Here is an 18,197-nt window from a genome sequence, read left to right as displayed (position 1 = left end):
TTGATTTAAACGAAATCAGGTGGCACCGCGGGAAAACCGTCCTGAAATTTTTGCAAAAGCAAATTTTTCAGGACGGTTTTTGTTTGCTTAAAGAAAGAGGAATAAGATGACAAGAAAAGGTTATTACGGAGAATATGGGGGACAATTTGTTCCAGAATTGCTAATGCCAGCAATTAATGAAGTCACAGAGGCATTCAATAAATATAAAGAGGATCCAGCTTTTAAAAGTGAATTGAAAGATTTATTCGACAATTACGCGAACCGACCATCTATGTTATATTATGCAAAAAATATGTCTGAAGACTTAGGTGGTGCGCAAATTTATCTAAAGAGAGAAGATTTAAATCACACTGGTGCTCATAAAATTAACAATGTTTTAGGGCAAGCATTAATTGCCAAAAAAATGGGTAAAACACGTTTAATTGCTGAAACAGGTGCCGGACAACATGGCGTGGCAACAGCTACGGCTGCGGCATTGTTTGGTATGGAAGCAGAAATTTTTATGGGCAAGGAGGATACAGAACGACAGGCGTTGAATGTTTATCGCATGGAGCTACTAGGGGCCAAAGTTCATGCGGTGACAACAGGAACACAAGTCTTAAAAGATGCAGTGAACGCAACATTTCAAGACTGGACAAAAAGAATTGATGATACTTTCTATGTACTTGGTTCAGCGGTTGGTCCATATCCCTTCCCAGAAATGGTTAAATATTTCCAATCGGTTATAAGTGAGGAAGCCAGAAGGCAATTCTTAGAAATGACTGAAAAACTGCCAGACGCTGTAATTGCTGCCGTTGGTGGTGGATCGAATGCAATTGGTGCTTTCGCTAAGTTCATTGATGACGCAGAAGTGGAGTTGATTGGCGTTGAAGCCGCTGGAAAAGGCGTAAAAACTGATCAAACAGCTGCAACCATGGCACTAGGTTCAAAAGGTGTTTTTCATGGTATGAAATCCCAATTTTTACAATCAGCTGATGGGCAAATTGATCCTGTTTACAGTATTTCTGCAGGATTGGACTATCCTGGCATCGGACCGGAGCATGTTTATCTAAAGGATATTCACCGAGCAACTTATGTACCGATTACAGATGATGAAGCAGTTGATGCATTTGAATACATTGCAAAAACAGAGGGTGTAATTGCTGCAATTGAAAGCGCACACGCAGTAGCTTATGCAATGAAATTAGCACCAAAAATGAGAAAAGATCAACAAATAATGGTTAATTTGAGTGGTCGAGGTGACAAAGACGTTGCTGCGATAGCCCGTTATAAAGGAGTTGATATTCATGAGTAATATTCAAGAAGCACTTAAAACCTTGCTCGTGCAAAAAAATTTGACAGATGATATGGCTCAGAAAGTAATGAACGATATTATGGACGGCAAAGTGTCTGACCCTGAAATTGCAGCTTACTTAATGGGATTAGCCGCAAAAAAAGAAGCTGTTTCGGAAATAGTTGGCTCGGCTCGGGCCATGATTGATCATGCAAAGACAATTCCATCAGAATTTGAGGCAATGGACATTGTCGGAACTGGTGGTGATTTGTCCGGTACATTCAACATTTCGACAACGGCTAGTTTCATTGTAGCTGGAGCGGGGGTGCCTGTCGTCAAGCATGGGAATCGTGCTGCTAGTTCTAAATCAGGTACGGCAGATGCATTGGAAGCACTTGGGGTTACCATTGATTTAACACCAGAACAAGCGACTGATGTTTTAGCGAATGCTGGGCAAACATTTTTATTTGCACGCTCGTTTCATCCGGCAATGAAGTATGTTGGATCAATTCGTAAAAGCCTGGGATTTCGTACTATTTTTAATATCCTTGGGCCATTAACGAATCCAACACGTCCACGTACAATGTTGGTGGGGGTTTACACAAAAGAGTTACTAGTACCACTAGCAAATGTATTGTCAGAATTAGGTGTTCAAGAAGCTATATTGGTTCATGGACAAGATGGTTTAGATGAGGTGACATTAACAACTAAAACTGATTTGGCCATATTATCGAATGGTCATATTAGAGAGGCCACTTTCGACCCACAAGATTATGGATTTGACTATGTTTCTATTGAATCCTTACAAGGGGGTACACCAATTGAAAATGCTAAAATAACAGAGCATATTTTAGCAGGGAAAATCACTGGTCCTATGGCAGATACTGCAATTTTAAATGCTGCGCTAGCATTGTTTATTGCAAAAAAAGCGCAGTCCATTGATGCTGCCATTCAGCTAGCTAGAGAAACCTTGATTAATGGAACGGCATTAGGTCAACTAGGGGCGTTGCGATCATCTTCTAGGGCGGTGACGGCATGATATTAGATGATTTAGTAGCAGCAACAAGTCAAAATATGTTGGCGCGTCAAGCTCAAAAATCGCTGCATGACTTACAAAAAGAAGCAGCACACATCACAGTTTCAAGAGAATTTCCTTTCGAAAAAAGTCTAGCTCAACAAAAAATATCAGTTGTTGCCGAAATTAAACAAGCATCCCCATCGAAAGGGCAAATTGTACCTTCATCAGAGTTTGATTATCAAGGGATTGCGAAAGACTATGAGGTGGCAGGTGTCGATGCGATAAGCGTTTTGACAGAAGAGAATTATTTCAAGGGATCTCTTGATATTTTAAAAACAGTTACAGCAGATTCTGCTACTCCTGTATTACGCAAAGATTTTACAATTGATCCATACATGATTTATGAGGCTAAAGTAGCTGGATCACAAATCATTTTATTAATCGTTGCTATTTTAACGGACGAACAATTAAAAGAATACCTATCTTTAGCAAACGAATTAGGATTGTCAGTAATTGTGGAAGCGCACAATGAAGAAGAGATTCTCCGAGCAGTGAAGGCAAATGCACGAATTATTGGTGTGAACAATCGCAATTTAAAGGACTTCACGGTCGATTTTGATAACACCAAGCGTTTACGACAATTAGTTCCACCAGAAATTTTATTTATTTCAGAATCTGGTATAAAAGATCGCTCAGATGTTGTTACTCTTGAACAGATTGGCGTGGACGGTATTTTAGTTGGTGAGACGTTCATGAAGGCTGCAGATAAACTAGCGGCCATACAACAGTTAAGGGGCGAAAAATGACGCTAATTAAGTTATGTGGAAATTTTCGTTTACAAGATATAGATTACTTGAATGATGTTCGACCTGATTTAGCTGGTATTATCTTGGTTCCTCACAAACGACGCTCGGTGTCTCTTTCCCTTGCTCAAAAAATGCGTTCGCAATTGGATGAAAAGATTCCATTAGTTGGTGTTTTCTTAAATCAAGATGCAGATGAAATTTTGAAGTATAGAGAGATTGTTCAAATGGTTCAATTACATGGTAATGAGACTGAACAGGAAATTAGCAAAATACAACAAGCAGGACTACCAGTTATTAATGTGATGAAGCCCGACCATCAGTATAAAACACAAGCTACGCGCCGAATGATTGATGCAGGAGCAGGCTCTGGCAAAACATTTGATTGGAAAAAATTTCAGCCACTAGAGTCATTGGATTTCTTGGCAGGAGGGCTGACCCCCGATAATTTACAACAGGCAATCTCTTTATTGAAACCAAAGGTTGTTGATATTAGTTCAGGAACAGAATGTAATGGTATAAAAAACTTAGAAAAGATGCGCGAAGTGGTTCGCATAGCAAGGAGTAATAAATGACTAGAATTTCACAGGCATTAGAAAATAAAAATGCTTTTATTGGTTTCGCGGTAGCTGGGTATCCGGATTTTGAAAAGAGTGCAAAATATATTGTTGATATGGCTGAGGCTGGTGCAGATCTTATTGAGATTGGCATTGCTTTTAGTGATCCAAGTGCTGACGGTCCCACTATCATGAATGCTGATCAAGAGGTTCTCGAAAACGGTTCAACAACAGCTGATGTATTTAATTTAGTTGCTGAAGTTCGCAAACACACGGATGTGCCTTTAGTTTTTCTAACGTATACAAATCCAGTATTTAAATATGGGTACGAAAAATTTCTCAGCAAAATGCAGTCGTTGGATATTCAGGGTGTTATTATGCCCGACATGCCTATGGAAGAACAAGATGAATTTTTGGAACTTGTCCACCAGTATGGTCGCGACTTTATTCAACTCGTAACATTACAATCCGGAAATCGTTTGCCGAAAATTGTAGAACGTGCTTCTGGATTTATATATGTAGTAAGTTCCTTAGGAATAACAGGCTCTAGAAGTAAATTGTCAAACGAAGCTGATGAAATCGTTACTAAGATTAAGCGGTTAACAGATTTGCCAGTTGCAGTTGGTTTTGGCATCACGACATATGATCAAGCAAAACAATTTGAATCTGCTGATGCGATTATTGTTGGCTCAGCACTTGTCAAAATTATCGAAGACCACCCAGAGGATGCTACATCTTATTTGACAGATTTTATTAAAAACATGAAAGGAGCGCGTCATGCGACAAATTAAGACAATTGACGCGGATACTTTAACAGTAATCAGTGCTTATTTTCGGTTGCGCGGAGAACATAGTTTTTTATTAGAATCAGTACCTACAGATAGTGAAAAGTCACGTTATTCAATTATCGCACTTGATCCTGTCCATGAGTTTAAGACCAACGGTATGTTGGTGACGGTTGATGGCCAAACTAGTGAAAGCAAAGATCCCCTGCTGGCATTGCAGAATTTAGTAGTTGTGCAAGAACAGCCCGTGGAGGAGTTGCCTTTTCAAGGAGGTGCCATTGGATATGTAGGGTTTGATACGGTTGCTTGCTATGAAAAACTAGAAAACCAACCTAAAGATGAGTTGGATATGCCCGACAGCCATTTATTTTTGTATGAAACTTTTGTTATTTTCGACCATCGTCAAGAAAAAATAAAAATTGTCGTGGATAATGTTTATTCGGGACGTCAGAACTTAGAACACGTTGTTCTTGCAATCGAAAATAAGTTGAAATTACCTGTGGCTGATGAACTTGTTCCGGTAAAACTACATGAATTAAATCCAAAATCAAATGTGACGCCCGAGCAATTTAAAAAAATCGTTAATCATACGAAGGAATTAATTCAAGAAGGCGATATGTTTCAAATGGTTCCGTCGCAACGTTTTAGTTTTGAATTTGAGGATAAACCGTTTGATTTTTATCGGCAACTTCGTCGTACAAATCCTTCGCCGTATATGTACTATATGGACTACGGTGATTATCAAATTATTGGTTCATCCCCGGAAAGCTTGGTGACAGTAAGAGGAGAAACAGTAACTACTAATCCAATTGCGGGAACGCGTAAACGGGGGCAAACATTAACAGAAGACGTTGCCATTGCTAAAGAGTTGAAAACAAATGAAAAAGAACTAGCAGAACACCGTATGTTAGTCGATCTTGGACGGAATGATCTTGGGAAAGTTTCTGAATATGGCAGTGTCAAGGTAACAACTTTGCTGGAAATTCAAAAATACCGTTATATTATGCATTTGGTTTCTGAAGTCAGTGGAAAATTAAGGGCACACACACCTGCTATTGAAGCTTTGAAAGCTACATTACCAGCTGGAACTGTTTCTGGGGCACCCAAGGTTCGTGCTCTGCAACGTATTTACGAAATGGAACCAGTTAAAAGAGGTGTTTATGCCGGTGCAATTGGTTATTTATCTCGCGATAATCAGATGGATTTTGCCATTGCGATTCGAACGATGGTTGTTAAAAGTAACAAAGGATATGTGCAAGCGGGTGCTGGTATTGTCTATGATTCTATAGCAGAAAATGAATACCAAGAAACACTTAACAAGGCTAAAGCGTTGTTGCGAGTTGGAGGGGATGTATGATTTTAATCGTGGATAATTATGATTCTTTTACTTATAATCTAGCACAAATTGTAGGTACAAAGACTGATTTAGTGGTTTTAAGAAACGATGATCAGAAACTCTATGCGACTGCTGATAAAGCTGACGGGATTATTTTTTCGCCTGGCCCAGGAAAACCTGAGCAAGCAGGAGAAATGGAAAACATGATTCGACACTATGCCAACAGCAAGCCGATGTTGGGCATCTGTTTAGGGCACCAAGCCATTGGTGAAGTTTTTGGTGGGCGTGTTAAACGGGCAGCTGTTATTCGTCATGGTAAGGTTTCTGATATGCTGGTAGCAGACACATCGCCGTTACTAAGCACAGGATTAGTCAAAATTATGCGCTATCATTCTCTCATTCTTGATAAAAAAAATTTTCCAAAAGATTTCAAAGTGGTTGGCATCGCACAAGATGACGATGAAATAATGGCTATGCAACATAAAACTTTACCAGTGTTCGGCTTTCAATTTCATCCTGAATCTATTGGAACGCCGACAGGATCAAAAATGATTGAAAAATTTATAGCGCTAACTGCAAACGTAAAATAAAAACTATAATAATGAAATCTAGTGCAAGAATAAAAGCTTTTTTCATGAGGAATTAATGATGTAATGAAGTTTATTTTAATAAACTGTTGACATTTATAATAAATGAATGTATAGTTAATTACATCAAATAAGAATGAGAAAAATTATGAACAGCAAAGTCTTGAAAAATAATAGTTATTACTACTTCTGGTTTATGTAGAGCCGTCGCATTATAAGTGCGTCGGTTACGACGCACTTAGCGACCAGAAGTTTTTCAAGGTTGAGTCACTAAGTGTTGATATTAAACACCTAGTGGCTTTTATGTTTTCAGGAGTGTAATTTTCTGTTAAATCGTACTAGGTGTTTACTCACTTAGTACGATTTTTATTTAAGGAGAATCTCATGAAAACATCATCATTGTCAACAGAAACAATTCAGTCGTTGAGGTTGCTGTCTAACCAAATGATTAGCAAAGCTGGTTCTGGGCACCCTGGCATTGCTTTGGGTGCTGCACCAATTTTGTATGAGTTGTATGCAAATCAACTTAATGTTGATCCCGAGAATCCTAATATGATTAATCGCGATCGTTTCATTTTGTCTGCGGGCCACGGTGCCGCATTACTGTATGCAACTTTACATGCAGCTGGCTTTGACCTGTCAGCCCAAGATTTATCAGAATTTCGGCAACCACACTCAAAAACGCCTGGACATCCAGAAGTTGGTGTGACACCTGGTGTTGAAGCAACAACTGGACCACTTGGGCAAGGATTGGGTATGGCTGTTGGTATGGCAATGGCTGAAGCAAAGCTCAATAACCAATTTCCCTCAGTGATTGACCACTTTACATTTGCGCTAGTTGGTGATGGGGATTTAATGGAGGGGGTGAGCCATGAAGTAGCGTCACTCGCTGGTCAACAAAAGCTCGGTAAGTTGGTTGTTCTTTATGATGATAATGCTGTCAGTCTTGATGGTTTGAAGAAAAGGTCAGATATATCAAATAATCTAGCGCGCTTTGCCAGTTATGGTTGGGATATACGTGAGGTGGCAGATGGTAATGATTTAGAAGACATTCACGATGCAATTGAAAATGCTAAAATGTCTCCTGAGCCCACGTTGATTGCTGTGAAAACAATTATTGGTGATTTTGGACCGTTCGCTGGCACTAACAAGGCTCACGGCACACCACTAGATAGTCAACAATTGCAAGATCTTTCATCAGCGCTTGATGTTGATATACAAAATTTTGAATTACCAAGTAATTTGCTTGAAGACATGCGTGCTAAAATTTCGAATAGACTTTTGCATCAAAAACAACCTTTGAATGACGAATTAACCGATTATCTGCAATTCTCAACTAAAAACACGGTGACCATCCCCGAGTTACCGACTGATTTGAAAGTACAAGCAGGCCGAAAAATATCTAAATATGTGTTGCAAAACTTTGCGACACAATTACCACAATTATGGGGTGGATCAGCTGACTTGGTAGCATCTACTAATGCTGAAGTGGTGGCTTCACCATTGTTCAACGCCGATGATCGATCGGGTAGAAATATTGCGTTTGGTGTGCGTGAGTTTGGCATGGGCGCTGTAATGAATGGGATAGCTTTACACGGTGGTACAAAAGTATTTGGCGCGACATTCTTGGCTTTTTCGGATTATATGAAGGCAGCTATTCGTTTGAGTGCCTTGCAGCATGTGCCGAGTATTTATGTTTTTACGCATGACAGTATTACGGTTGGCGAAGATGGACCAACACATCAACCGGTTGAACAACTGATGGGGCTTCGTCTGATTCCGGGTGTTGATGTATTGCGTCCAGGGACAGCCGAAGAGATAGCCAGCGCTTGGCAGCAAGCGTTGACGTCAACTGATCGACCAACAATCTTAATTTTAAGTCGTGGCGAAATTGGTGCTCAAGGAAGCACAGACCAAGCAAAACAATCACTTGAAAATGGCGCGGCACAAATAAGACATCATGATGAGGCTAAAATTAACTTGATTGCTACTGGATCCGAAGTCCAAATAGCACAGAAGGTGAGTGAATTACTGTCACTACCTTCAAACGTTATTTCCATGCCAAATCTGTCGCGATTCTTAGCGCTAGATGATGATAAAAAGCAACAAATTATTCCCGAAACGGGCACAAAAAATGTGATAATAGAGGCAGGAACAACATTGGGTTGGCAAGGAATTGCTGGCAATGATGGCGTAATATTTGGTATTGATGAATTTGGTATGAGTGCGGCAGCACAAATAGCTCTTGACGAATTTGGATTTAATGCTGAAGATATCGTCGATAAAATCACACAGGAGTTACAATGACTTTATATGGATTAATCGCGCATCCGGCCGGACATTCACGTTCGCCGCAAATGCAAAACATGATGATAGCTGAATATGGTATTGATGCACACTATCACGCTTTCGACATTTTACCAGAAAAACTTGAAGAGGCCATCGTTGGACTAAAAGCCTTACACGTAGGCGGATTCAATGTTTCAACACCGTTTAAAAATGAAATTATTCAATATTTGGATGAGCTATCGCCAATATCTCAGCGGCTTCATGCGGTGAATACGGTTAAAAGTGTTAAAGGGCGTCTGATTGGCACTAACACAGATGGAGACGGGTTCTGGCAAAGTATTAATTCTCGCCAACCCAAAGAAATGGTTATTGTACTGGGTACTGGCGGAGCAGCTAGATCAGTGATTGCCACTGCGAAACTGTATGGCGTGAGGGAATTAATTGTGTTTAATAGAGTTCATGAAGATTGGCATGAGCGAAAAGCAGAGATTAGCTATCTTAGTGAGGGGAATGGGCATCTAGAGGATTTAGCAGATAATCAGATGCTCACCAAAGCATTAAAGCGTGCTGATATGCTTATCAATGCCACCACCGTTGGGATGAATGATTTGCGGACGCTATTAACGGATTTGCAAATAGCATTACTACCACAGCACGCCTTGGTGGTGGACATGATTTATCGTAATCAACAAACTACATTATTGAAATCTGCTAACCAACGTGGATTAGCAACATTAAATGGTTTGCCGATGTTAGTCAATCAAGGAGCGCTAAGCTTTGAATATTGGTTCGACAGGCCAGCTGACAGAAATCTTATGAAGAAAGCAATTGAGGAATAAAACAATGATTATTATCGCAAAGACAAGTCAAGATGCAGAAAAAATTGCAGCGCAATTAGATACCAAAGACCCTATTAAACCAGTGTTTGTTCACAGTAATAGAGTTGCGTTAGCCGGCGAAAAAAAGTTACCTGAAGATATATTGAAAAATATATCACAAGACGTTGTTGAAATAATCACAAACCATCATTCAGCCATCAAGTCATCACGTGACTTCCACCCAGAGGATACAATTATTACAACTAAACATAGTGTCATTGGTGGTGGTAACTTCGTCTTCATGGCTGGCCCTGATTCAATCGAATCTCCCGAACATGTTAAAGAAATGGGTGAAGATGTTAAGCAGGCGGGCGCAACTATCTTGCGCGGCGGGGCTTTCAAGCCACGTACATCCCCATATTCATTTCAAGGTAATGGCGAAGAAGGTTTAAAAGCCCATCGCGCAGCAGCAGATGCGTTGGGAATGGATATGGTAACCGAAATCTTAGATACACGAGATGTTGATTTAGTTGATTCTTACACAGATATTTTCCAAGTCGGTACGCGTAATATGCAAAACTTTGCTTTGCTCAAGGCCCTGGGAAAGAAGAACAAGCCCGTGGTTTTGAAACGTGGTATGTCAGCAACCATCGATGATTTGCTTAATGCTGCTGAATACATTGCTGCTGGTGGGAATGATCAGATTATTTTGATGGAACGTGGTATTCGTACTTATGATAATAAGTACACGCGTAATACGCTTGATGTATCAGCCATTCCTGTTTTACAATCGCTAACTCACTATCCTGTTGTTGCGGATGCTTCACATGCGGCTGGTGTTTCAAAGTTTGTTGAACCGCTTGCTTTAGCTGCAATTGCTGCTGGTGCACAGGGTTTGATGACCGAAATACATGATAATCCGTCACATGCATTTGTTGATGGTGCCCAAGCATTGACACCAGCACAATTCAAACAATTGACAGAGAAGGCAAACAAGGTGCGCGAGGCCATTAAATGAGCACAATTACAGTTGATTTAGCGACAAAAAAGTATGATGTGAAAATTGATAACACTTTACACACACGTCTTGGCCAAGAAATATCGGCTGTGTGGTCTGCGCGAAAGATTGCACTATTAACAGATAGCAACGTTGGGCCATTGTATTTAAAGGATACAGCAAAGCAATTACGTGAAGTAGGATTTGATATACTCGAGTTAGAAGTTCCCGCTGGAGAGTCATCAAAATCTTTGTCAGTGGCCGGTGAATTGATTGCTAAAATGGCAGCTGCTGGATTTACGCGTGGCGATGGTGTTATTGCATTAGGTGGTGGCGTTATTGGTGATTTAGGTGGAGTAGTCGCCTCTTTGTACATGCGCGGAATTGCTTTTATTCAAATTGCGACGTCATTAACAGCTCAAGTTGATTCGTCGGTTGGTGGTAAGACAGCCGTGAATCTTGGTAATACAAAAAATATTGCTGGCTCTTTTTATCAGCCGGATTTAGATTTAGTTGATGTTACTTATTTGAATACACTGACGGACCGTGATTTAGTTGAAGGATATGCGGAAGTTGTTAAAACATCAGCATTGGCTAATCAAGACTTTTTTGATTTTACTGGTCAAATCAAATCGGTAGCAGATATACGTCATCATGCGCAAGAATTGTCAAAACGCGCGATTGCTTATAAGGCTAGTGTAGTGATGGCTGATGAAAAAGAAGCTGGAGACCGCCAGTTTCTGAATTTTGGGCATACTTTTGGTCACGCGATTGAACTATTAGCTCATGGTGAATTACGTCATGGTGAAGCTGTGGCGATTGGTATGATTGCTATTAGCAGTCGATTTGAACGACATGGTATAATGCCTAGAGGGCTAACTACTGAATTATTAAGTCGATTGGAAGCTGTTGGTTTACCAACACATTCGCATTTTATCGGGACAACTGACTTCTTTAACCACTTGATCAATGATAAAAAAAATCATGATGGTGTTTTGAATTTAGTGGCTCTTGAAAAATTAGGTCAGCCAATTATTGTAAAGAAAAAAATCGCCGACATGCCGGCATTTGTGGAGAATTAATATGAGATATGTTACTGCTGGTGAAAGCCATGGCCCTGAAGAAATTGCTGTTATTGAAGGTATTCCTGCCGGATTACACATCAGTCAAGAAGATGTTAATGAGCAATTAGCTCGACGTCAGCGTGGTTATGGTCGTGGTGAACGTCAAAAAATCGAAACTGATACAGTTACCTTTTTGACAGGTGTTCGTCACCAAACAACACTTGGATCACCAATTACATTGAATGTTCACAACGATGATCATAATAATTGGTCGAAAGTTATGGCCCCTAATGAGCCAGCAACAGCAGAAAATACGCTCCGTAAGGTGTTGCGCCCGCGTCCAGGACATGCTGATTTGGTTGGTGGGATGAAGTATCGTCACCGTGAAGATTTACGCAATGTTTTGGAAAGATCTTCGGCTCGTGAAACGACAATGCGTGTTGCAGTTGGTGCTGTTGCCAAAAAATTACTTTCCGAAATAGGTGTTGATGTTCATGGTTTCGTTGTGAATGTTGGACCTGCTAAGTCCGACCTAAATGAGTTAACTAAGTATAAGAACCTGCAAGAGTTGCGTGTTGTGACAGAAGGTTTCGACACACGTGCTCTAAATGCTGAAGCTGATGAAGCTATTAAAGAAGTAATTGATAAAACAAAGCGTGATGCAAATACTGTAGGAGGCCAAGTCCAAGTTATTGCGACAGGTATGCCTGTTGGATTGGGATCATATGTATCTGCCGATACAAAGTTAGACGCTAAAATTGCCAACGCTATTGTTGGCATCAATGCCTTCAAAGGTGTTCAATTTGGTGGTGGTTTTGATAACGCAGAAAAGTATGGCGATCAAGTCATGGATGAAATTTTTTGGGACGAAGAACGTGGCTTTTATCGTGGTTCTGATAATCTCGGTGGTTTTGAAGGTGGTATGACGACAGGAGAAGCAATTGTTGTTCGTGGTGTTGTTAAGCCTATTCCTACTTTGTATCGTCCTATGCAGTCAGTTGACATTGATACACACGAAGACCACCGTGCATCGATAGAACGCTCAGATACAACTGCAGTTACTGCCGCTGCTGTAATTGCTGAGGCAATGGTAGCAATTGAGTTAGCTAAAGCTGTTTTGGATAAATTTGATGCAGATAACATTGAACGGATGAAAGAACAAGTGGCAGTGTATCGTGAAGAAATAAGAAAGTTTTAATATAGCTTCGGCTATAGTACATATTATGAACAAAGGATAAAAAGAGATGATTAAACTCACTAAAGCAGAAAAAAATGGCCTTCATGGAGAAATAACAGTTCCTGGCGACAAATCAATATCACATCGAGCATTGATGTTTGGTGCGATAGCTGAAGGGAAAACTGTCATTGATAATTTTTTGATGTCAGATGATGTGATGCATACCATGGGTGTTTTTCGTGCGCTTGGTGTGGAAATTGACCACACAGAATCACAAGCTAAAGTTATTGGTAAAGGCCTTACAAATTTTAAGGCACCATCTGCTGGATTAGATATGGGCAATTCAGGAACTTCAACTCGTCTCCTCATGGGATTGCTAAGTAAGCAACCGTTTGATCTGAATATTTTTGGTGATTCATCACTGAGCAAGCGACCATTGCGTCGTGTTGCCGACCCGTTGTCAATGATGAATGCGCAATTTGAATTATCTAATGACGAGTTCTTACCAGCTGTAATTAAGGCCAATACTGAACTAAATGGTATTACTTATCATATGCCGGTAGCATCAGCGCAGGTCAAAAGTGCTATTTTGCTAGCGGGCATACAAGCTGAGGGTGAAACAACGATTATCGAAGATCTACCATCAAGAGATCATACAGAGCGCATGCTCCGTCAGTTTGGTGGGCAAATTAAAACAGATAACGGTGTAATTACTGTTAAAAAGCAGTCAAAACTAAGCGGTCAGCATGTTTTAGTACCATCGGATATCTCAAGTGCTGCATTTTTCATGGTGGCTGGTTTAATTACACCAAACTCGGAAATTACCATTAAAAAGGTCGGTGTCAATCCAACGCGTGATGGTGTGATTAAATTGCTTGAACGGATGGGTGCAGAAATTACTCAGAAACCGATTGCATCTGATGGAGAACCGTTGGCTGATATCACGGTCAAAGCACAAACTTTACACGGTATTGCAATTACTGCTGAGGATATTCCTGGTGCAGTTGATGAACTGCCCATTCTTGCTCTAGCTGCTACACAAGCTGTGGGAGACACGATTATAAGTGGTGCAGAGGAATTACGTGTAAAAGAAACTGACAGAATTTCGACAGTCATTAGTGAGCTAACTAAATTGGGCGCTGATATTGATGAGAAGCCAGATGGTATGGTTATTCATGGTGGAACGCTCTTGCACACGTCAAATGGCTCAACACTACTTGACTCACATGGGGATCATCGCATTGGTATGATGAACGTGATTGCTTCTCTCATTACTGAAGGGGATGTAGTATTAACCGGTGAAGAAGCTATGAGTGTGTCGTATCCTGGATTTGTAGAAGATGTGTCCTCAATTAAGAGAGAATGGTTATGAAAAATATCGTTGTTGTGGGTCTTGGCGAAATGGGGGCATCGTTAGCCAAAATTTTAAACAAAGAGCCAAAAAACCAAGTAATAGGTGTTGATATTAATGAAAAGTCGCTCAGCTATGCAAAAGATCATGGTATTGTTTTTGGGGCAGCTTCTAATTTAGTAAATGTTGCATCTCATGCTGATGTTATTATCTTGGCCACACCAGTAACTTATATTGAAGAAATGATTCGTTCATTATCTCAACTATCTCTAAAAAAAGAGGTAATTGTTACGGATACAGGATCGACAAAACGAGATATTATGGATGTGGCTGAAGCAGTTTTGACACCAAAAAATATTCATTTCGTTGGTGGGCATGCTATGGCCGGTACTCATCGGAGCGGTGTTGAGTGGGCAAATGAAAAACTGTATCAAGATGTGCCTTATTTCTTAATTCCAAGTTCAATTTCTAATGCTCGTAGGTTGCAGGAAATTCTTGAACCGATTGCCGCTAAATTTATGCCAATTTCAGTCAAGAAACACGATGAGCTGATGGCTGTAATTAGTGATATACCGCATATTATGTCTTTTGCATTAATGAATACTGCCACTAACCAGCTGGGCGATTCAACGACATTTGGACAGTATGTTGCTGGTGGCTTCAAAGATATGACACGCATAGCGGAAAGTGATCCAAAGTTATGGACTGATGTATTGTTAAGCAACAAAGAAGCAATATTAACTAGTCAGTCCTTGATAATCGAGCAATTACAATTATTTTCTCAAGCAATTGAAGATAATGATGCATCAACTTTGATGACTTTAATTTCGTCAGCACAGGAGTCAAGAAAAAATTTATTGTTAAAGTGAGAAAATTATGATTAAAGAACCAGATACATTAATGCTTATTGGGTTTATGGGTGCTGGGAAAACGACTGTGGGTAAGGAAATTGCTCGGCAACATCATTCAAAGTTCGTAGATATTGATTCTGAAATTGAACGTGCTGCCGGTAAATCAATCGCAGAAATTTTTGAAGAACGTGGCGAAGCCGGCTTCCGTGAGTTAGAAACCAAAGTTTTAAATAATGTGCAAACATTTGATGGTGTTGTTGCCACGGGCGGGGGTGTAGTGGAACGACCAGAAAACTTAGAAATTCTGCGCCATTCTCCAGCGACAATTATTTATTTACATGGCAATTTAGAAAGTACTATTGGCCGCTTAATTCTTGAAGGACAGCGCCCGTTACTTCAAGAAAAATCGACGGCGGAATTCTTTGCATTATGGCAGGAACGTGACCCAAAGTACGAAGAAGTTGCCAATTTCACCGTAGAAACAGTTGGTAAAACACCGGCGCGTATTGCAGCTGAGATTATTGCCTTATTTAGCGCTAATGAGGATGAACTAGCACTACTACAATTGCGTTCACAGATAGATGCATTTGATCGTCAAATTTTTAAAATTATTTCGGAACGTTTTCAGATTGTTGAAGCAGTGGCTCGTTATAAAGAAAAATTTGGTATACCAACGATTCAACAGGATCGTATGTTAAAGTTACGTAAGGAATTGAAATCAGATTTTAGTACTTCTGTAGATATCACAGATGACATGATTGATGGTATTATGACCATTTTGATGCAGGCTGCCATTGACAAAGAGAATAGGCAATTAAATAGGTGATTTATGAAACTTCACACATTAGGACCAAGTGGCACAGATTCTGAACAGGCAGCACAATATTATTTAACGGACGAAACCCTAATTTTGCACAATAGTCTTGAAGAAGTTTTATTGCATCTAAGTGACTATAAAGGGGATAAAATAATTTTACCAGTTGCATTTAAGTCTAATCAGGAACCAGATTTGAATTGGGCCGACTTTAATTATTTAAATTGGTCACAGCTTGCAATTGAAAAAACATTTTCGCTACCCTTAATGACGATGAGTGTGATTGAAAATACCCAATTTGAGCGAAATGTAGCAATAGTCCATGCGGCCACAGAAGGCTTAATGAAAAGATATTTAACCTCTGTGAATTTAGATAATGCTTGGGGGCCGTCAGTGATGTTTGCACCAAGTAAAATTGTTGCATTACAGAGCTTTATAAAAGAACAAAATCGGTTTACAATTGTTTCTGAAGAACAATTCAAAAAATTACCTGAAAGTAGTGACGAAAAATACCAAATTAGGCAACAATTAAAGCCTCAGATGGTTTGGATCGTCTATAGAGTCCTATGACATTAAGAGAACTATTAAACATACCTAGCAGTACGAATAAACCGATTATAGCAGTCCCCCTAACTTTAGGACCTACGGACAAAATTAGTCCGTTCGCTCAAAAACTACAACAACAAAATCCAGACATTGTTGAATGGCGGGCAGATTACATCGCAGATGACTTTAGTCAGGCGGTTATGTGGCAACAAGTTAAGGCTGGGGCACAAAGTGAATTGGCGCAAAAAGACGTTTCTGCCATGACAGAAGCGAAAATGTTGTCAGAAATTGATAATGCCAAGCAAGAATTCATGGCTAATTGGCCACAAATAAATGTTCAAATTATTAAAGAGTTAACTGGTACGGTGTTTAATAGTATTGGTGGTTTTCCGGTGTTGTTAACATATCGTACGGTTGCACAGGGTGGTCGTGGCGAGATGAGTCCAACCGAGTATGCCACTTTTATGATTACTGCTTTACACTCGGGGTTTCCGTTTGCAGCTGTTGATGTTGAATATACATTAGATGAGCCGCTACGACAAAGTATTATGGACGCAGCCAATAAAGCCAATATTCCAGTATTACTGTCATACCATGATTTTGAATCTACCCCTAAAAATTTGCCAGCTTTAATCAGTGATATGGCTGATACTTCAGCAGATATTATCAAATTGGCTGTCATGCCTGAATCCGAAAAAGACGTTGATTACCTATTGCAAACAACTAAGAACGTCAATATTTCGCAACCATTAATCACGATGAGCATGGGAGAGATAGGTAAACGTAGCCGTATCAAGGGATATGAATATGGGTCAGAAATGACCTTTGCAGTACTTGATGGTACACAAGGAAGTGCTCCTGGGCAGCTGACAATTAATGAATTATTGCAAGCTTGGCAATAATGTGTTATATTAGTTAAGACCAACTGGGTAGTATCTATCTACCTACCCGCTATCTCTCAGGAGGTAGCGTTTTTTGTTTACTTTGATTTACTAGGCAATTATTTCTTGTGTTTACAAAAAATAAATGTTATAGTATTTATGAAATTATATATGTATGTCTGGGGTGCCCGCGAGGGCTGAGAAATACCCATTGAACCTGATCGGATTAAAATCTGCGTAGGAAGATGTGATTAATAGATTTTTTATTAAGCTGTTTTTTTGCGTACCCATTTGCGCAAAAAAACAGCTTTTTTATTTGAAAAATTTAAAAAGGTTCAGTGTATTGAAAAATTTCAAAAATATATTATCAGGAGGTTTACGAAAAGGAGCCCATGGATGTAAATATAACTAAGGTGCTAAAGCTATATTTAGTCACAAATCGATACGATTATTCTGATGAAGAGTTTTTAGGTCGAATTGAAAAAGCATGTCAGAACGGTGTCACACTCGTTCAGCTAAGAGAAAAGGAGGTTACCACGCATAAGTATTTTGAACTGGCAACGAAAGTGAAAGAAATTACTGACAGATTCAGAATTCCATTGATTATTGATGACAGAATAGATATCTGTCAAGCAGTTGATGCTGCTGGTGTCCATATTGGCGATAATGACTTACCGATATCAGTCGCAAGACGTTTAATTGGTCCAGAAAAAATTTTGGGTGTGTCTGCTAAAAGTGTCATGAGAGCCACACAGGCCGAACTAGAGGGGGCAGATTATTTAGGAGTTGGCGCTATTTATCCAACTAAGACCAAGGTAATCACAAAACCTACGTCAATCGAAACTTTAAAGGAGATTACACGAACTGTCTCCATACCAGTCATTGCAATTGGTGGTATCAAGGAACATACAATTCACAACTTTAAAAATACTGAAATCAATGGTGTGGCGATGGTTAGCGAAATTATGTGTGCCGAAAATATAGCGGACAAAGTATCCGACACGATTAAAGAACTTGACCAAGTACTTTAAAAGCTAGAGAAAGGTGGTC

The 18,197-nt window shown here is 39.8% G+C and carries 18 protein-coding genes and 1 riboswitch; all 18 genes read left to right on the top strand.

Features of this window, described 5'->3' with window-relative positions; translation table 11 throughout:
• The first annotated feature begins 106 nt into the window (after nucleotides 1–106).
• Nucleotides 107–1,294, top strand: a complete 1,188-nt coding sequence (gene trpB / locus RHP56_RS05610; RefSeq protein WP_084014819.1) for a tryptophan synthase subunit beta — start codon at nucleotides 107–109, stop codon at nucleotides 1,292–1,294.
• Entirely contained in the window at nucleotides 1,287–2,312 is a 1,026-nt protein-coding gene (trpD, locus tag RHP56_RS05605; protein WP_011679909.1) for an anthranilate phosphoribosyltransferase, read from the top strand. The genes trpB and trpD overlap by 8 nt, the downstream gene beginning before the upstream one ends.
• The gene (gene trpC, locus RHP56_RS05600) at nucleotides 2,309–3,097 is read left to right on the top strand and encodes an indole-3-glycerol phosphate synthase TrpC (protein ID WP_102753699.1); all 789 of its coding nucleotides are present in this window, start codon (nucleotides 2,309–2,311) and stop codon (nucleotides 3,095–3,097) included. Before trpD ends, trpC begins: the two co-directional genes overlap by 4 nt.
• Complete coding sequence (locus RHP56_RS05595) at nucleotides 3,094–3,669, top strand: phosphoribosylanthranilate isomerase (protein ID WP_050884354.1); 576 nt, start codon at nucleotides 3,094–3,096, stop codon at nucleotides 3,667–3,669. The genes trpC and RHP56_RS05595 overlap by 4 nt, the downstream gene beginning before the upstream one ends.
• A complete protein-coding gene (gene trpA / locus RHP56_RS05590) occupies nucleotides 3,666–4,442 on the top strand; it encodes a tryptophan synthase subunit alpha (protein ID WP_011679906.1) in 777 nt (258 codons plus the stop codon). Before RHP56_RS05595 ends, trpA begins: the two co-directional genes overlap by 4 nt.
• Nucleotides 4,429–5,793 (top strand): anthranilate synthase component I, encoded by a 1,365-nt coding sequence (gene trpE / locus RHP56_RS05585; RefSeq protein ID WP_011679905.1) that lies wholly within the window; start codon nucleotides 4,429–4,431, stop codon nucleotides 5,791–5,793. Before trpA ends, trpE begins: the two co-directional genes overlap by 14 nt.
• Nucleotides 5,790–6,362, top strand: coding sequence for an anthranilate synthase component II (locus RHP56_RS05580; RefSeq protein WP_011679904.1), 573 nt, complete (start codon nucleotides 5,790–5,792; stop codon nucleotides 6,360–6,362). Before trpE ends, RHP56_RS05580 begins: the two co-directional genes overlap by 4 nt.
• Before the next feature lie 381 nt (nucleotides 6,363–6,743).
• Complete coding sequence (locus tag RHP56_RS05575) at nucleotides 6,744–8,666, top strand: transketolase family protein (protein ID WP_102753372.1); 1,923 nt, start codon at nucleotides 6,744–6,746, stop codon at nucleotides 8,664–8,666.
• Nucleotides 8,663–9,487 carry a shikimate dehydrogenase gene (gene aroE / locus RHP56_RS05570; protein ID WP_042251643.1) on the top strand — a complete coding sequence of 275 codons (825 nt, stop codon included), beginning with the start codon at nucleotides 8,663–8,665 and terminating at the stop codon, nucleotides 9,485–9,487. The genes RHP56_RS05575 and aroE overlap by 4 nt, the downstream gene beginning before the upstream one ends.
• A 4-nt stretch (nucleotides 9,488–9,491) precedes the next feature.
• On the top strand, nucleotides 9,492–10,484 hold the full coding sequence (gene aroF / locus RHP56_RS05565) for a 3-deoxy-7-phosphoheptulonate synthase (protein WP_050895050.1): 993 nt from the start codon (nucleotides 9,492–9,494) through the stop codon (nucleotides 10,482–10,484).
• A complete protein-coding gene (gene aroB / locus RHP56_RS05560) occupies nucleotides 10,481–11,545 on the top strand; it encodes a 3-dehydroquinate synthase (protein WP_102753373.1) in 1,065 nt (354 codons plus the stop codon). Before aroF ends, aroB begins: the two co-directional genes overlap by 4 nt.
• Before the next feature lies 1 nt (nucleotide 11,546).
• Nucleotides 11,547–12,725, top strand: a complete 1,179-nt coding sequence (gene aroC, locus RHP56_RS05555; RefSeq protein WP_102753374.1) for a chorismate synthase — start codon at nucleotides 11,547–11,549, stop codon at nucleotides 12,723–12,725.
• Between the two features lie 46 nt (nucleotides 12,726–12,771).
• Nucleotides 12,772–14,076 carry a 3-phosphoshikimate 1-carboxyvinyltransferase gene (aroA, locus tag RHP56_RS05550; protein WP_025268140.1) on the top strand — a complete coding sequence of 435 codons (1,305 nt, stop codon included), beginning with the start codon at nucleotides 12,772–12,774 and terminating at the stop codon, nucleotides 14,074–14,076.
• Complete coding sequence (locus RHP56_RS05545; protein WP_011679897.1) at nucleotides 14,073–14,924, top strand: prephenate dehydrogenase; 852 nt, start codon at nucleotides 14,073–14,075, stop codon at nucleotides 14,922–14,924. Before aroA ends, RHP56_RS05545 begins: the two co-directional genes overlap by 4 nt.
• 7 nt (nucleotides 14,925–14,931) lie before the next feature.
• Nucleotides 14,932–15,732, top strand: coding sequence for a shikimate kinase (locus RHP56_RS05540; RefSeq protein WP_011679896.1), 801 nt, complete (start codon nucleotides 14,932–14,934; stop codon nucleotides 15,730–15,732).
• A 3-nt stretch (nucleotides 15,733–15,735) separates the two neighbouring features.
• Complete coding sequence (locus tag RHP56_RS05535) at nucleotides 15,736–16,290, top strand: type 2 periplasmic-binding domain-containing protein (protein WP_011679895.1); 555 nt, start codon at nucleotides 15,736–15,738, stop codon at nucleotides 16,288–16,290.
• Nucleotides 16,287–17,168 (top strand): type I 3-dehydroquinate dehydratase, encoded by an 882-nt coding sequence (locus RHP56_RS05530; protein ID WP_102753376.1) that lies wholly within the window; start codon nucleotides 16,287–16,289, stop codon nucleotides 17,166–17,168. Before RHP56_RS05535 ends, RHP56_RS05530 begins: the two co-directional genes overlap by 4 nt.
• Nucleotides 17,169–17,317: 149 nt before the next feature.
• Nucleotides 17,318–17,408: riboswitch (TPP riboswitch) on the top strand.
• A gap of 131 nt (nucleotides 17,409–17,539) precedes the next feature.
• Entirely contained in the window at nucleotides 17,540–18,178 is a 639-nt protein-coding gene (thiE, locus tag RHP56_RS05525; protein ID WP_102753377.1) for a thiamine phosphate synthase, read from the top strand.
• Nucleotides 18,179–18,197 lie beyond the last annotated feature (19 nt).

The organism is Leuconostoc sp. C5 (assembly GCF_056530425.1).
The sequence above is the reverse complement of the archived record's forward strand: the minus strand, read 5'-3'. Positions and strand labels throughout refer to the sequence as shown.

What these genes read in the sequence shown, in the direction of transcription:
- RHP56_RS05535 (WP_011679895.1), top strand. Translation starts at nt 15,736, where the DNA reads ATGAAACTTCACACATTAGGACCAAGTGGCACAGATTCTGAACAGGCA.
- trpC (WP_102753699.1), top strand. Translation starts at nt 2,309, where the DNA reads ATGATATTAGATGATTTAGTAGCAGCAACAAGTCAAAATATGTTGGCG.
- RHP56_RS05595 (WP_050884354.1), top strand. Translation starts at nt 3,094, where the DNA reads ATGACGCTAATTAAGTTATGTGGAAATTTTCGTTTACAAGATATAGAT.
- RHP56_RS05580 (WP_011679904.1), top strand. Translation starts at nt 5,790, where the DNA reads ATGATTTTAATCGTGGATAATTATGATTCTTTTACTTATAATCTAGCA.
- trpB (WP_084014819.1), top strand. Translation starts at nt 107, where the DNA reads ATGACAAGAAAAGGTTATTACGGAGAATATGGGGGACAATTTGTTCCA.
- RHP56_RS05545 (WP_011679897.1), top strand. Translation starts at nt 14,073, where the DNA reads ATGAAAAATATCGTTGTTGTGGGTCTTGGCGAAATGGGGGCATCGTTA.
- RHP56_RS05540 (WP_011679896.1), top strand. Translation starts at nt 14,932, where the DNA reads ATGATTAAAGAACCAGATACATTAATGCTTATTGGGTTTATGGGTGCT.
- RHP56_RS05575 (WP_102753372.1), top strand. Translation starts at nt 6,744, where the DNA reads ATGAAAACATCATCATTGTCAACAGAAACAATTCAGTCGTTGAGGTTG.
- trpA (WP_011679906.1), top strand. Translation starts at nt 3,666, where the DNA reads ATGACTAGAATTTCACAGGCATTAGAAAATAAAAATGCTTTTATTGGT.
- trpE (WP_011679905.1), top strand. Translation starts at nt 4,429, where the DNA reads ATGCGACAAATTAAGACAATTGACGCGGATACTTTAACAGTAATCAGT.
- RHP56_RS05530 (WP_102753376.1), top strand. Translation starts at nt 16,287, where the DNA reads ATGACATTAAGAGAACTATTAAACATACCTAGCAGTACGAATAAACCG.
- trpD (WP_011679909.1), top strand. Translation starts at nt 1,287, where the DNA reads ATGAGTAATATTCAAGAAGCACTTAAAACCTTGCTCGTGCAAAAAAAT.
- aroB (WP_102753373.1), top strand. Translation starts at nt 10,481, where the DNA reads ATGAGCACAATTACAGTTGATTTAGCGACAAAAAAGTATGATGTGAAA.
- aroC (WP_102753374.1), top strand. Translation starts at nt 11,547, where the DNA reads ATGAGATATGTTACTGCTGGTGAAAGCCATGGCCCTGAAGAAATTGCT.
- thiE (WP_102753377.1), top strand. Translation starts at nt 17,540, where the DNA reads ATGGATGTAAATATAACTAAGGTGCTAAAGCTATATTTAGTCACAAAT.
- aroA (WP_025268140.1), top strand. Translation starts at nt 12,772, where the DNA reads ATGATTAAACTCACTAAAGCAGAAAAAAATGGCCTTCATGGAGAAATA.
- aroF (WP_050895050.1), top strand. Translation starts at nt 9,492, where the DNA reads ATGATTATTATCGCAAAGACAAGTCAAGATGCAGAAAAAATTGCAGCG.
- aroE (WP_042251643.1), top strand. Translation starts at nt 8,663, where the DNA reads ATGACTTTATATGGATTAATCGCGCATCCGGCCGGACATTCACGTTCG.